Annotated in this window: 13 protein-coding genes; 7 read left to right on the plus strand and 6 right to left on the minus strand. The window is 36.5% G+C overall.

Annotated elements, in window-relative coordinates; translation table 11 throughout:
* The first annotated feature begins 205 nt into the window (after positions 1–205).
* From potA to potD, 4 genes are all read left to right on the plus strand, one after another.
* Positions 206–1321, plus strand: coding sequence for a spermidine/putrescine ABC transporter ATP-binding protein PotA (potA, locus tag C0T34_RS17490; RefSeq protein ID WP_075673056.1), 1116 nt, complete (start codon positions 206–208; stop codon positions 1319–1321).
* Positions 1305–2165, plus strand: a complete 861-nt coding sequence (gene potB, locus C0T34_RS17495; protein ID WP_023583058.1) for a spermidine/putrescine ABC transporter permease PotB — start codon at positions 1305–1307, stop codon at positions 2163–2165. The genes potA and potB overlap by 17 nt, the downstream gene beginning before the upstream one ends.
* Positions 2162–2941: a spermidine/putrescine ABC transporter permease PotC gene (gene potC / locus C0T34_RS17500; protein WP_088494431.1), complete on the plus strand. Its 780-nt coding sequence runs from the start codon at positions 2162–2164 to the stop codon at positions 2939–2941. Before potB ends, potC begins: the two co-directional genes overlap by 4 nt.
* A 112-nt stretch (positions 2942–3053) precedes the next feature.
* Entirely contained in the window at positions 3054–4097 is a 1044-nt protein-coding gene (potD, locus tag C0T34_RS17505) for a spermidine/putrescine ABC transporter substrate-binding protein PotD (protein ID WP_075673054.1), read from the plus strand.
* A 127-nt stretch (positions 4098–4224) separates the two neighbouring features.
* On the opposite strand, the gene C0T34_RS17510 is transcribed toward potD, so the two are convergent.
* The 6 genes from C0T34_RS17510 to C0T34_RS17535 all read right to left on the minus strand — a co-directional run bounded on the left by C0T34_RS17510 (position 4225) and on the right by C0T34_RS17535 (position 10049).
* A complete protein-coding gene (locus C0T34_RS17510; RefSeq protein ID WP_098941767.1) occupies positions 4225–4536 on the minus strand; it encodes a helix-turn-helix transcriptional regulator in 312 nt (103 codons plus the stop codon).
* Positions 4537–4561: 25 nt separating this feature from the next.
* A complete protein-coding gene (locus tag C0T34_RS17515) occupies positions 4562–5635 on the minus strand; it encodes a fimbrial protein (protein ID WP_109850574.1) in 1074 nt (357 codons plus the stop codon).
* Positions 5635–6153: a fimbrial protein gene (locus tag C0T34_RS17520; protein ID WP_109850575.1), complete on the minus strand. Its 519-nt coding sequence runs from the start codon at positions 6151–6153 to the stop codon at positions 5635–5637. Before C0T34_RS17520 ends, C0T34_RS17515 begins: the two co-directional genes overlap by 1 nt.
* Complete coding sequence (locus C0T34_RS17525; protein ID WP_109850576.1) at positions 6153–8672, minus strand: fimbria/pilus outer membrane usher protein; 2520 nt, start codon at positions 8670–8672, stop codon at positions 6153–6155. The genes C0T34_RS17520 and C0T34_RS17525 overlap by 1 nt, the downstream gene beginning before the upstream one ends.
* A 37-nt stretch (positions 8673–8709) precedes the next feature.
* Positions 8710–9390: a fimbria/pilus periplasmic chaperone gene (locus tag C0T34_RS17530; protein ID WP_109850577.1), complete on the minus strand. Its 681-nt coding sequence runs from the start codon at positions 9388–9390 to the stop codon at positions 8710–8712.
* A gap of 98 nt (positions 9391–9488) precedes the next feature.
* The gene (locus tag C0T34_RS17535) at positions 9489–10049 is read right to left on the minus strand and encodes a fimbrial protein (protein ID WP_075673048.1); all 561 of its coding nucleotides are present in this window, start codon (positions 10047–10049) and stop codon (positions 9489–9491) included.
* A gap of 874 nt (positions 10050–10923) precedes the next feature.
* Here C0T34_RS17535 and yddG point away from each other — a divergent pair.
* From yddG to C0T34_RS17550, 3 genes are all read left to right on the plus strand, one after another.
* Positions 10924–11838, plus strand: coding sequence for an aromatic amino acid DMT transporter YddG (gene yddG / locus C0T34_RS17540; RefSeq protein ID WP_109850578.1), 915 nt, complete (start codon positions 10924–10926; stop codon positions 11836–11838).
* A 264-nt stretch (positions 11839–12102) separates the two neighbouring features.
* Positions 12103–13377 (plus strand): bifunctional O-acetylhomoserine aminocarboxypropyltransferase/cysteine synthase, encoded by a 1275-nt coding sequence (locus tag C0T34_RS17545; protein ID WP_109850579.1) that lies wholly within the window; start codon positions 12103–12105, stop codon positions 13375–13377.
* A 129-nt stretch (positions 13378–13506) separates the two neighbouring features.
* The coding region (locus tag C0T34_RS17550; protein ID WP_162556844.1) for a hypothetical protein at positions 13507–13884 on the plus strand (378 nt) is incomplete at its 3' end.

Consider the following 13884-nt stretch of genomic DNA (forward strand, 5'->3'; position numbering starts at 1 on the left):
AACTTAAATATGAATAGTTTTTCATTGTTTATGCGCCTTTTTGCTTTCAATTTCACGCCACTGCGTTTATCATTTTCCGCTTGTACTATACATACGGCGTCGCTGGTTTTGGGCTTCTGTGGAGCATAATGCTCCGGCAGCTCACACAGTCTTTTCCAGTGGCGGTTCTATCTGCATTATTCTTCGGGATAGAGTATTACCTTAAATGACTGAGAAAACATCTCTGATACCAGTTGTCGAATTAAAATCCTTAAGTAAAGGTTTCGACGGAAAACAAATTATTTCCCGCCTCGATCTCACTATCAACCATGGCGAGTTTTTAACCATCCTCGGTCCCTCGGGCTGTGGTAAGACGACGGTTTTGCGTTTAATCGCGGGTTTAGAAGACGTTGACGATGGGCAAATTATCCTTGATGGGCAAGATATTACGGATATTCCAGCGGAACAACGTTTTGTAAATACGGTTTTTCAAAGTTACGCGCTTTTCCCACATATGACTGTTTTTGAAAACGTCGCATTTGGTCTTCGTATGCAGAAAACACCTGCTGATGAGATTAACATTCGCGTTGAAGAAGCTTTGCGTATGGTGCAACTTGAAGATTTCGCACAACGCCGTCCTGCACACCTTTCTGGTGGACAACAACAACGTGTCGCGATTGCGCGTGCTGTTGTGAATAAACCAAAGGTCTTATTGCTTGATGAATCACTATCTGCACTGGATTACAAATTACGTAAACAGATGCAAAATGAATTAAAAGCCTTACAACGTAAATTAGGGATCACCTTTATTTTCGTGACTCATGACCAAGAAGAAGCGCTGACGATGTCAGACCGGATCGTGGTGATGCGTGAAGGACGTATTGAGCAAGATGGTACTCCGCGTGAAATTTATGAAGAGCCAACAAATCTGTTTGTTGCGCAATTTATAGGTGAAATTAATATTTTTGATGCTCGCGTTCTCCATCGTATTGATGAAACGCGTATTCGTGCTGATGTTGAAGGTCATGAATGTGATATTTATACCACATTGCCTGTGACACAAAACCAGCAACTCAAAGTATTGCTTCGACCTGAAGATCTCCGTGTTGAAGAAATTCACGATCTCGAAAACCTTCCTGGGCTAATTGGTTATGTTCGTGAACGTAACTATAAAGGCATGACGCTAGATTCTGTTGTTGAAATGGAAAATGGCAAGGTGGTGATGGTCAGTGAGTTCTTTAATGAAGATGATCCAGATGTTGATCACTCGTTAGACCAAAAAATCGCAGTAACTTGGGTTGAAAGCTGGGAGGTCGTGCTGGCAGATGAAGAAAACACGTAAACTATTTCAAAACATCGTAATTACTGGTGTTGTGGGTTGGTTGATGGTGTTCGTCTTCTTGCCGAATATCATGATCATTGCGACCAGTTTTTTAACGCGTGATGATGCCAATCTTGTCGAGATGGTCTTTACACTCGATAACTACTATCGCTTATTTGATCCTATGTATGCAGAAGTGTTACTGCATTCTATTAATATGGCGGTGGTTGCAACGTTAGCTTGTTTATTATTAGGTTATCCCTTTGCTTATTTCTTGGCAAAAATGCCTAAAAAAATACAGCCACTGATGTTGTTTTTATTGATTGTACCTTTTTGGACAAACTCGCTTATTCGTATTTATGGGTTAAAGATATTCCTAAGTACCAAAGGTTATTTTAACGAATTTCTGTTGTGGATTGGACTTATTGATAAACCACTCAGAATTATTTATACCCCAGAAGCGGTTGTACTGGGGCTGGTTTATATTTTATTACCTTTCATGGTATTACCGTTATATTCCAGCATTGAAAAATTAGACAAACCTTGTTTAGAAGCAGCGCGTGATTTAGGTGCTAATAAATTTCAGACCTTTATTCGTATTATTATTCCATTAACAATGCCGGGCATTATTGCGGGTTGTTTACTCGTAATGCTACCTGCTATGGGCTTATTCTTTGTTGCCGATCTAATGGGAGGCGCGAAAAACTTATTAATTGGTAACGTAATTAAGAGCCAATTCTTAAATATTCGTGACTGGCCTTTTGGTGCAGCTACAAGTATTTGCTTAACATTAGTGATGGGATTAATGCTGTTTGTGTATTACCGAGCCGTGAAGTTACTACATAAGAAGGTAGAAATAGAATGATAGGACGGTTATTGCGTGGTGGATTTATGTCCATTATTTACGCGTATCTTTATATCCCGATCATCATTCTGATAGTTAACTCTTTTAACTCATCACGTTTCGGGATTAATTGGAAAGGATTTACCACAGATTGGTACACCATTTTATTTAATAATGACAGTCTGCTTCAAGCCGCTGGACATTCATTAACAATGGCGGTCACTTCTGCGACATTTGCGACATTAATTGGCTCATTAGCGGCAGTTGCTCTTTATCGCTACCGTTTTCGTGGCAAAAAATTTGTCGGTGGAATGCTGTTTGTTGTGATGATGTCGCCAGATATTGTTATGGCGATCTCTTTGCTTGTACTGTTTATGATCCTAGGTGTTTCATTAGGATTTTGGTCGCTTCTATTTTCACATATTACATTTTGTCTGCCTTTTGTTGTGGTCACCGTGTACTCACGATTAAGTGGATTTGATGTGAAAATGTTGGAAGCGGCGAAAGACTTAGGGGCAGGTGAATTTACTATTTTACGTAAAATCATTATGCCTCTGGCGATGCCAGCAGTAGCTTCAGGTTGGTTATTAAGCTTTACGTTATCTATGGACGACGTTGTAGTTTCCTCCTTTGTGACGGGCCCAAGCTATGAAATTTTACCACTGAAAATTTACTCAATGGTAAAAGTCGGGGTTTCACCGGAAGTGAATGCGCTTGCAACCATCCTTTTAGGTCTATCTTTAGTATTAGTATTAATTAGTCAGTTGATCTTAAGAGATAGAACTGGCAAAGCGTAAACATGTATTAGTGCAAGTTTCTCGCACTTTTTGGGGTCTTGAAGACCAATCTGTTGGAGGTAGGCTCGCTGCCTATTTGATATTAACGCATCAACCACTGAAGGAAACATAAATGAAAAAGTGGTCCTCTGTACTTGCTGCCAGCGTAATGGCATTAAGTATCGGCACAGCATCGGCTGATGATGGTAAGACATTATATTTCTACAACTGGACGGAGTATGTGCCGCCTGGTTTGCTTGAACAGTTTACGAAAGAAACTGGGATTAAGGTGATTTATTCCACCTATGAATCCAACGAAAGCATGTATACCAAGTTAAAGACCTACAAAGAGGGGGCTTATGACTTGGTGGTTCCTTCTACTTATTTTATTTCTAAAATGAGTCATGAAGGAATGCTACAAAAAATCGATAAATCAAAATTAACGCATTTTGATAATCTCGATCCTAGCTTATTACATAAGTCATTCGACCCAGAAAATGATTATTCCATCCCTTATATTTGGGGTGCGACCGCTATTGGTATTAATAGTGATGAAGTTGATGTCAGTAGCATTACTTCATGGGCAGATTTATGGAAACCTGAATATAAAGATAGCCTGCTATTAACTGATGATGCCCGTGAAGTTTTCCAGATGGCATTATTAAAATTAGGCTATTCAGGTAATACAACCGATCCTAAAGAGATTGAAGAAGCCTATAAAGAGCTACAAAAGCTGATGCCAAACGTATTAGCCTTCAATTCAGATAATCCCGCTAACCCTTATATGCAAGGGGAGGTTAATTTAGGGATGATTTGGAATGGCTCGGCATTTATTGCTCGGGATGCGGGTGCACCTATTGAAATGGTGTGGCCAAAAGAAGGTGGCATTTTCTGGATGGATAGCTTAGCTATTCCTGCCAATGCCAAGAATGTTGAAGGTGCTCATAAACTTATCGACTTCTTATTACGCCCAGAAATAGCAGCCAAAGTTGCGGAGAATATTGGTTATCCGACACCAAACCTAGCCGCACAAAAATTACTGCCAAATGTGATCACTAAAGATAATTCTCTTTATCCAACAGAAGAGATTATCAACAAAGGTGAATGGCAAAATGATGTTGGTGATGCGACCGTGTTATATGAAAGTTATTACCAAAAATTAAAAGCTGGGCGCTAATCGCGTTTGAGTATAGTTCTGAGCCACCTTTAAGGTGGCTTTTTTATAACAGAAGAAACGTCATTTTATTTAGCGAAAAATAAAAGTGAAGTAAAAAAGAGTTTGTAATGAGAAAAATAAACTATGTTCAATTAAAGTCATTTTTAATACAACTTTCGGCAATTAACCGATTATTTTTTTCTTGAGTTTTTCTTCGTTGTTCAATACTTGAAACATGATTACTTTGTAAGAAATAGCTAATATGAACATCAAATTTTTCAGAAATACGATAAATTAACTCGATACTGATCCTATTTGTCCCGCGTTCATAACGAGAAAGCTGTTGCTGGCTTATCTCTAATCTTTTAGCAAATACAGTTCCCGAACATTTTAATTTTTTTCGTAAATGGCGTATTCGCTGGCCTATACGAAAATTAATGGTTTTGCTGTTATCTATCATTTATCAGCCTTAAAAATTCAAATCATTATTGATAAGAAAAAGTCAGACTGGCTAACCCGTTTGCTTTACCAGGTTTTAGTGTTCCAGTCGTGATATATCGGGTTGACAGGTTTAATGTGTAGTTTTCGTTATTAGATGTTGTTATATGAAGTAAACGTTGATTAGGTTGCCCCGTAGCACTAATGTCTGGCCCATAAGTCACAGGTGTTGGGTTATCATTAAAGAAAAATTGAATACCAATACCAGATGCATCTGAGTCTGATGTTAATGTAAGAATATCCGTATTATTAGAATAAGTAGATTGGTCAGTCATGCTGGCATATAAATGTACATTGGTGTCGCAATTCACTGAAATAGGCTTTGTTTGTGTTTTTGATGTTGAGCCGATAGCGCTCATATCTCTCATTGAGATATCACCTAATTCATAAGTAAGATTTTTGGTATTTACTGTGCAACCACGAGCTTTAATGGTGATTGTTACAGGATTTATTGCGACAAGTGATGTGTTATTTCCTTTATGCCCTCCGCCATATTCAGACCAAGTATTGGCAATTACGGTGTAAGGAATATTATAAACACCCGTTTCTAAGTGTTCGTCAGTAACAACAAAGACAACTTTTGCTTTTAATGAAACGCGGTTTACACCTTTATTTACGGTAGAGCCTACGGCTGGATAAATAATAGTTGCACTAGAGCCAGTGCCGACATCAATAGGGACATAAGAAACATTGTCATTGTTATCTTTTAAACCAAAGGCGTAACCAATACTTTTTACACCAGATAGCGAATAAACCGGATATCGATTACTCCCTTCGTAATAATAGATCCCACTTATTTTTGAACCCAGTGCATTAGCATAGAGCGTTTCAACCCAGCATTTTTGTAGAAATTTATTCTCACATTTAAAGCCGTTATGAACAGATGTCTCTCCAATCCATGTTGACGTGATGGGGGTACCTGCAGGCGTTCCGTCCGCTGCACCATCAAAATTCATCGGTACAGGTGATACAATAAGAGGATCTGCCACTGCCCATGCCATCTTTTCAGGAATAAACACTAAAAAAACCAGTAATGATAAGGAAGAAAGGGAATATTTCATTATTGGTACTCCAGTAAAAAAGTTGTAGTCGCATTAGCTTGCCCTGAACTGACAGGCAAATGTGTTGCGATGTATCGGGCATAGAATTGCAAGGTATTATCTTGATTAGGCAATAACAGGTAAGGTTGGCTTTTTTCATTGATGGCAATAGGTGTGCCTGACTTATCCATAAGTGCAATAGCAACACCTTGAGCACCATTCTTATTAACTGCAAGTAATGTATTATCAGATGCAGAAGGTGTTCCTTTAAAGCTGACTTTTACGCCGCTGGCTTCGGGTTGGCAATCTACCAACTTAATACTAAAAGGGATAATAGGTGTACGTTGTTGAGCGATTGTCGTTGAAGTGAAATCTTTAGTCGCAATATTACCTAGTTTTACTGTAATTGTTTTTGAGTTGGTTTCTACCGTGCAAGTGTTGCCAGTTACTCGGGCATTAATTTGAACTAAAGTGTCATAAGTATTGCCTTTACTTATAGAAAGTATCAATAAAGCCAAAACAAGCATTAATCTGCGCATTATTGGCACTCCTGTGTCATTTTTACAAAGGGCTCATTATGTTGCTCAAGAGGTAGTTGATAACGCACTTGGCAATGTTTGGACGATCCATTGCCCCAACGAACATCTAATAGGCCTGAGAGAGGTACTCCAGAGAGGTAGAGCAAGCCATCATCACCCACAATACCGGAGAGGTTATTTAGCTTATCGGTGGCAATTGCACCAAAAGGTAGAGGTCGTCCTTGTTGTCTTAATGTCAGTAATAAGCGATATCCTGTTTTGGCGTCAAAGTTAACTTTAATAACTGCACCTTGAGTAGGGATAACCTGCTGAATATTTTGCTCAATTTCAACATTATCAGGGAGGGCAGTGGTATCAAGAGCAACTTTGTTTTGGCGATAAGCTGTGGCATAGGGAATGACCGCGAATCCACGCCAATCAGTATAAATCCCCGTTGCATTATCAATAGGTACATCTGCTGTTTTGCTGGCATCGACTAAAATGGTATTTGAACTTAATGGCTGACTTAATGTGATCCCTTCACTATGTAACAACATACCACCTGCAAGGCTGTAATTGAGTTGTTGAGCATCTTGATGGTAGTTATAACCTGCATTGAGATTGCCATATCGGCTTTGATATCCAAGGGATGCACTTCCTATATAGTTGCCACCTTGATTGCTATATCCCTGTTGGACACTGTAATTTAATGTATTGTCGTCGAGTAAAGTGCCAGCAACACCTGCATTATGAGCAGAATAGCCGTTATTATTATGGCTGTAGTTATAAGTGAAATAGGCACTATTGGCGGGTTGATAACCGGAAGGCATAAGAAGTTGTAACGGAATAGAAATTCCAAGAGAGAGAGTTTGATCTCGTTCTCCACTATTCATCATGCGGTTATAACTATAAATAATGTTGTAAGAAAGTCCTTTGATATTGCCGTTATAACCCGTTTGTATTAATACATTTTTCTCATTTGTTCCCCAATAGTTTTGCCAGTGTGTTGTCATAAAAACAGAGCCATAATCGGCAAGTTGTTGTGACAAATTGATCTGGAGACTGCCTTTTTTATGATTACGCAGATCAAAATAACGTGAAGGTGTTTGTTGATTATCCTCATAGAGATAACCAGACATACGCGTGTTGAGCGTCTCTTCTAATGTGTAAAATCCAGCAGTAGAGTAGCGATAGCCTAATAATTGAAAATTAGTGCCAAATTGGTTAAGTGATTTTGCGTAGAGAAAACGTAAAGAGTAGCCCTCAGATATCGAATCATCAGGTAGTCTGCTATGAGCAAAAGTGATATCCGTTGATAATGCGCCCAAGGTGCCCATATTTTTACCGGCCCCAAGTGCATAAGATTGATAATCTGCTGTAACTAAAGCTCCACTATATACTGTTGTGTCATAAGGCAATCCATAAATTAGGTGACCTTGTAAAAAGCGTGGCTTTTTATTTTGGTTATTTTGGCGAATTTCACCTGCTTGAATAACAAATTGTTTTTGACCTTCCCGCTGTAAAATGGGTACCGCAGAATACGGCACGACATAATCATGTTTTCCGCCGTCATTTTCTTCAACAGAAACATAGAGATCTCCGCTATTTGATGTTGGATAGAGATCCTTAATTTCAAATGCTCCAGGAGCGACAAAGGTTTGGTAAATAATATAGCCATTTTGTCTTATAACGACTTTGGCATTACTATTTGCTATTCCTCTAACAATAGGAGCAAAACCTCTTTGACTATCAGGTAACATGGTGTCATCGCTTTCTAAGGAAATTCCTCGGAAATTAATGCTGTCAAAAAGTGTTGATGACGTATAACTGTCGCCAATTTGTAATTGGCTTTTTAGCGATACAATATTGCGTTGAAGATAAGTATTAATATGGTTCCACTGGTTTTTTCCGTTCGATGAATTCCAAGTGGAATAATCTCTTAATCGCCAAGCACCAATATTGATCCCACTACGTAGATTTAGATAGTAACTATTATTATGGGAATTTCCCCAACTATTGGCTCCACTAAAGGTATAATTTAATATTCCCGCAGTAATACCGTTATCCCATTTCTCTGGTGGAATATAACCACGAGCTTTAAGATCTAAAGCGGCTTGAGGAATTTGAATTTTTAATGCTTGCTTATCAATGTCATAATTAACAATAGAGTCAGGAATAATGTCTTCAATATTAATACATTGATTATCTAAGGCATTTTCAATATCAGAAAATATTTTAGTATTAATGCCTAATGATTGATAAAAAGATTTATTTAAACAAGGGATTACATTTTTATCTTGGCTAATAAAACGGATATTTTCTGTTCTCAGATATTCATGATTAAAAATAATATCAAGAGGGTAATCTCCTGGTTTGATACTATTTCCGGCTTCAAAATAGCTTAAATCAGCGACAGAATCGGGAGAGTCAGCCAAAAATGCAGGATTAAATCGGTTTGCACTGTGTGCTAAAAATGGCAAAGCCATTGATATAGTGATAGCACCAGAAAAGAAAAAATAAACTGTATTTTTATTAATCATGTTTTTTTGACCAAAAAGCTCGGAGCCGATGTAATCATTAATGAGAAATTTCTTTTTTTAATACAGCTGTCTGTGCACCATAATCATTGATTGTTTGGAATGAAATTAGGTTCGCATTACTCTTTATTTTTCCTAACATTAATTGAGATAACGGATTGATCATGATGCTTGCTGGAAGTTGATTATCCACTACTGCTAAATTCACCATGGTTATATGATAAGGTGTTGGATTATTCGCAATAAGCTCACCATTCTGGTAAGAAAAAGAAATCTCATTTGCAAATTTTTCATTATATGCAGGTAAATTTCCGGGACGATAGAAAAGCTTTATTCGGCTCTGTATTGCGATTTGTAATGTATTTTCCTTAGCTAGTTCATCTTGTAATGACGGGATCACTTTTACATTCATCCAAAATAAGCTTTCTCTATCTTCAGGTAATGGTGCTCCGGTATACATAATTCTTAATGCATTTTCTTTATTGGCATCAAGAATATATAAAGGAGGTGTGACTATAAAATCATTATTTTTAATTCCTTGATTATCAGAAACCCATGACTGAATTAAAAAGCTATTTTCTTTATCTGAGTTAGTAATAACAAGATTGGTTTGTTTAATATTCGAATTATAAATAATACGTGTGGCACCTAATGAAACACCACTAGAGTAAGATAATAATGAAAAGAGAAAAATAATAAAGAATGTAAGTATTTTTTTCATAATAGAAATATATTAGATAATGAATATAGGACAATTATTTTTTTGATAAAAAATATGCCGTCCTTGGCAATAAGATATCAATCAAAAATGATTAGCAATTAAGAGTAAGTAACCATAAAGTTTGTGGTAACGTTTGCGCTACCCGCCTTAACAGTATCATCAGTTGAAACTAGAGATGCGTTATAATTTAATTGGTTTTCGCCCTCAATTAACTTTTGAGTCGTTGATGGTTGACCAGGAATAACATTTTTACTGCTTGAGTCAGTAATTTTTAATGCTACATTTGTAGCCGCACCACTACCTTGTAATGCAAATGCGTTTGCATCGCCATCAGAAGCTGTGCCATTAAAAGTAATTGCAGCTAATGTTGAAACTGTAATATCGCAGTTATTTAATTTAATACTAAAAGGAATACGACCTGTTTCGTCACCTTTTTTGGTAAATTCGGCAACGCGGAATTGACCTAAACGAACAGTTTGATTTGCTGAGCTACTATCAACACCACAGGCTGCATTAACAACAGAACCTTCAAAGTTAACAGTACCGCCATTGACTGTTACTTCTGTTGGTGCAGGAGTACCTGTATCTTCTGCAAATGCAGGTGCTGCAATAACTGCCATTGCAGAAGTGATAATTGCAGATAATAATAACTTTTTCATTAATTGTTCCTATTTTTTAAATATATACCTAACCGTTAACTTAATAAATTAAGCTAACAGTTAACTCTATTTATTTCCTATTCTTAGATAGAGAATAAAAGGGGGTAAATTATTTTTAGACGTGTAACGTAAGGCTATTTATATATATTTAACAGAGCGCTATTACCGCAATTATCGTAAAAACGATAAAACAGTCATATTCACACCTAAGTCAAATTTTCAAAAATTATAGATGTGCTAAAAAAAATAGAGAAATCGTTTTAAACGATCGTTTTTGGCTTGTTTTATAGGTAGTATCTATTGATTTCGTGATAACTATCGGTAATAGTTAGTGTTAAAAAGTGGATAAATATATTACTTTATCTAATGATTCTTATGATTTTTATATCATGTTGATATCTATATTGTTTTTACTTTTTGTTTTTACTCTGTTATTTAACTCTTATAAAGAGCGTCTTAAAAAGATGATGTAAATATACTTATAACATGATGTTTCATAAAATATATTTCATATTGAAACTATTTATAGAATGATACAAAAAATAACACTTTTTGTGATCAAAAAAGACAATATTGTCTGTTTCTGTATTCAAATATAAATTTAAAGTTTATTTTTATAAAAAAAGTAGAAATATTATTTATTCATTTTAAGTTGAAATTAAAAGACGTATTTTAAAAATATAAATTTGATGATACTTTTTTCACTACCTATGGGAGTAGGTCAATATGTTTTCTGCTTGATATTAATTGTAACAAAATGTTTCACCATTCAATTTTTTCTTTATTATTTTTGCATAAAAGTGATTAAAGCAATTATGCTGGTTTTATTTTAATATCGGTTCTAATGATAAAATCTTAAATCTGAAGGCATAAAATGATATCTAGCTCATCAAAAGGGACGTTATATGGCATTGTTGCTATTCTTCTTTGGAGCACCATTGTTGGCTTAATTCGTAATATTAGTGAGTATTTTGGTGCTGTAGGAGGTGCTGCACTGATTTATACCACAGGCACACTCTTTCTTATTTTGATCTTAGGTGTACCTAAGTTATCACGCTTTCCTAAACGCTATCTCTTCTGGGGTGGGCTATTATTTGTTACTTATGAAGTGTGCTTATCTCTGGCTTTAGGATTTGCAACAGACCGAACACAAGCCATAGAGCTAGGGATGGTTAACTATTTATGGCCTAGTTTTACGCTAGCCCTTGCTGTAATACTTAATAAGCAGCGATTCTCTATTTTACTGATTGTCGGATTATTATGTGCATTTAGTGGATTAGTCTGGGTTGTTAGTGGTGATAATCCGCTAACAATTGACGGTTTATGGAAGAATATTCAAAGTAATCCATTAAGCTATATATTGGCATTTTCAGGTGCCATTTTATGGGCGTTTTATAGTAATTTAACGCGCCTTATGTCTGGCGGGAATAACGGTATTGTGCCTTTCTTCTTATTAACGTCACTTGCCTTGTGGGGGCAATACCTATTCTCAGCGCCAGTAGAGTGGATCGTTAATACAAAAAGTATCACGCTATTGTTAATAACTGGTGCCGCTATTGGGCTTGCAAATGCTGCTTGGACAATCGGTATGATCAGGGGCAATGTGACCTTATTAGCCACACTTTCTTATTTCACTCCCGTTATTTCTACTGCATTCTCATCAATATTGTTGTCTACCGCGCTCTCTTTCTCATTTTGGCAAGGGGTAATGATGGTGACAGGGGGCTCTTTAATTTGCTGGTTAGCAACTCGTCAAAAAACGATAAAATCACTTAAAACGGCAAAATAATGCAAAATAGAGGGTTATTAAGTTAAATATTGATGTAAATAGAGGTCATTGGCTCAATAAACTCTATTTAAAAAAAGAAGCATTTGTGCAAGTTGAAATTTTTTCACTATGCGATGAGAGGAATATCGGCTTATCTATACTCATCATATTCCAATTTGTAGCTTTACTGATTAGTGACTTATTCACTTATCGCCTAGCTGCATCTCGAATTATTTAGAGTATAAGTAATACTATAAGAACAAATGCAACAAAAAAGGAATTGCTATGAAACTTGAGACACTCTCTGTTCACGCGGGTTATTCACCTGATCCAACTACAAAAGCCGTTGCTGTACCCATTTACCAGACAACATCTTATGCATTTGATGATACGCAGCATGGTGCGGATCTCTTTGACTTAAAAGTACCCGGTAATATTTATACTCGCATAATGAATCCAACCAATGACGTATTAGAAAAACGTGTTGCAGCATTAGAGGGCGGAATTGCGGCAGTTGCCGTAGCATCGGGTATGGCTGCTATCACTTATGCAATTCAAACTATTGCACAAGTGGGGGATAATATTGTTTCTGTCGCTAAGCTTTATGGCGGTACTTATAACTTAATGGCGCACACATTTCCTCGTATTGGTATTGAGGTACGCTTTGCTCCTCATGATGATATTGCTGCTCTTGAAGCGTTAATTGACGATAAAACAAAAGCGGTATTTTGTGAAACCATCACAAATCCAAGTGGAAATATTGTCGATATCCAAGCATTGGCCGATGTAGCTCATCGTCATGGCGTACCTTTAATTGTTGATAATACAGTTGCAACACCTTATTTATGTCGCCCTTTTGAACATGGTGCGGATATTATTATTCACTCTTTAACCAAATATATTGGCGGTCACGGTAATTCTATCGGAGGCATTGTTGTTGATTCCGGTAAATTCCCTTGGGCTGAGCATAAAGATCGTTTTGAGATATTAAATACACCTGATGTCTCTTATCATGGAGTAAATTATGTCGAGCACTTTGGCGCAGCTGCTTATATAGCAAGATGTCGTGTTGCGCCTTTGCGTGGAACTGGTGCGGCTCTATCACCTTTTAATGCATTCTTGATCCTACAAGGGTTAGAAACGCTGGCACTACGTATGGATCGCCACACTGAAAATGCACAGAAAGTAGCAGAATATTTGCAAAACCATCCTCAAGTTGCATGGGTTAAATATGCAGGTTTAAGCAATCACCCTGAGCATGATTTAGCGGTACGTTATATGTCAGGTAAGCCAGCCGGTATTCTCTCTTTTGGGATCAAAGGTGGTGCAGAAGCAGGTGCTAAATTTATAGATGCATTGCAGCTTATTGTTCGCCTGGTGAATATTGGTGATGCAAAATCATTAGCATGTCATCCAGCATCAACCACACATCGCCAATTAAATGATGAAGAATTAGAACGCGCAGGTGTTTCACGAGATTTAATTCGTTTATCTATTGGCATTGAGCATATTGACGATATTCTTGCAGATTTAGAGCAGGCATTAAAAGCCAGCATTTAATTAATATTATCAAATTATCAATTTAAAACCTTCTTTATTTAAAGGAGGTTTTTTTATACTTAAATTTCTTAAATTTACTAATATATTTTAGAAGGGCTAATTTTATTATTTTTAATATAAGGATATATAATGAATATTACTTCTATATTTAGAGATACAGTGAATCAACTGACAACAGGAGCAGGAAAAGCAATAAACAGTGTTGTCGATTTTTTTTCTAGTCTTCGTTCGGGTATAACGGGTATATTTAATAGTAATACTTCTTTTAGACAAGTTGCAATAGATCCGAGCCTTATTAATTATAATGATCCAGGAAAAACTTCACACAGTAATTTACAGGATTTTTTACATGAGAAATGTGGGGTAAATACAACAGAAGGTCGAGTAAATAGAGAAAAAGATAATATAGAAAACAATATATATGAAGAACCTATATATAATACAATAAATGAAGAACCTATATATGATACAATAAATGAAGAACCTATATATGATACAATAAATGAA

Origin of the sequence: Proteus sp. CA142267 (assembly GCF_003336825.1) — a bacterium.
Lineage (GTDB): Bacteria > Pseudomonadota > Gammaproteobacteria > Enterobacterales > Enterobacteriaceae > Proteus > Proteus terrae.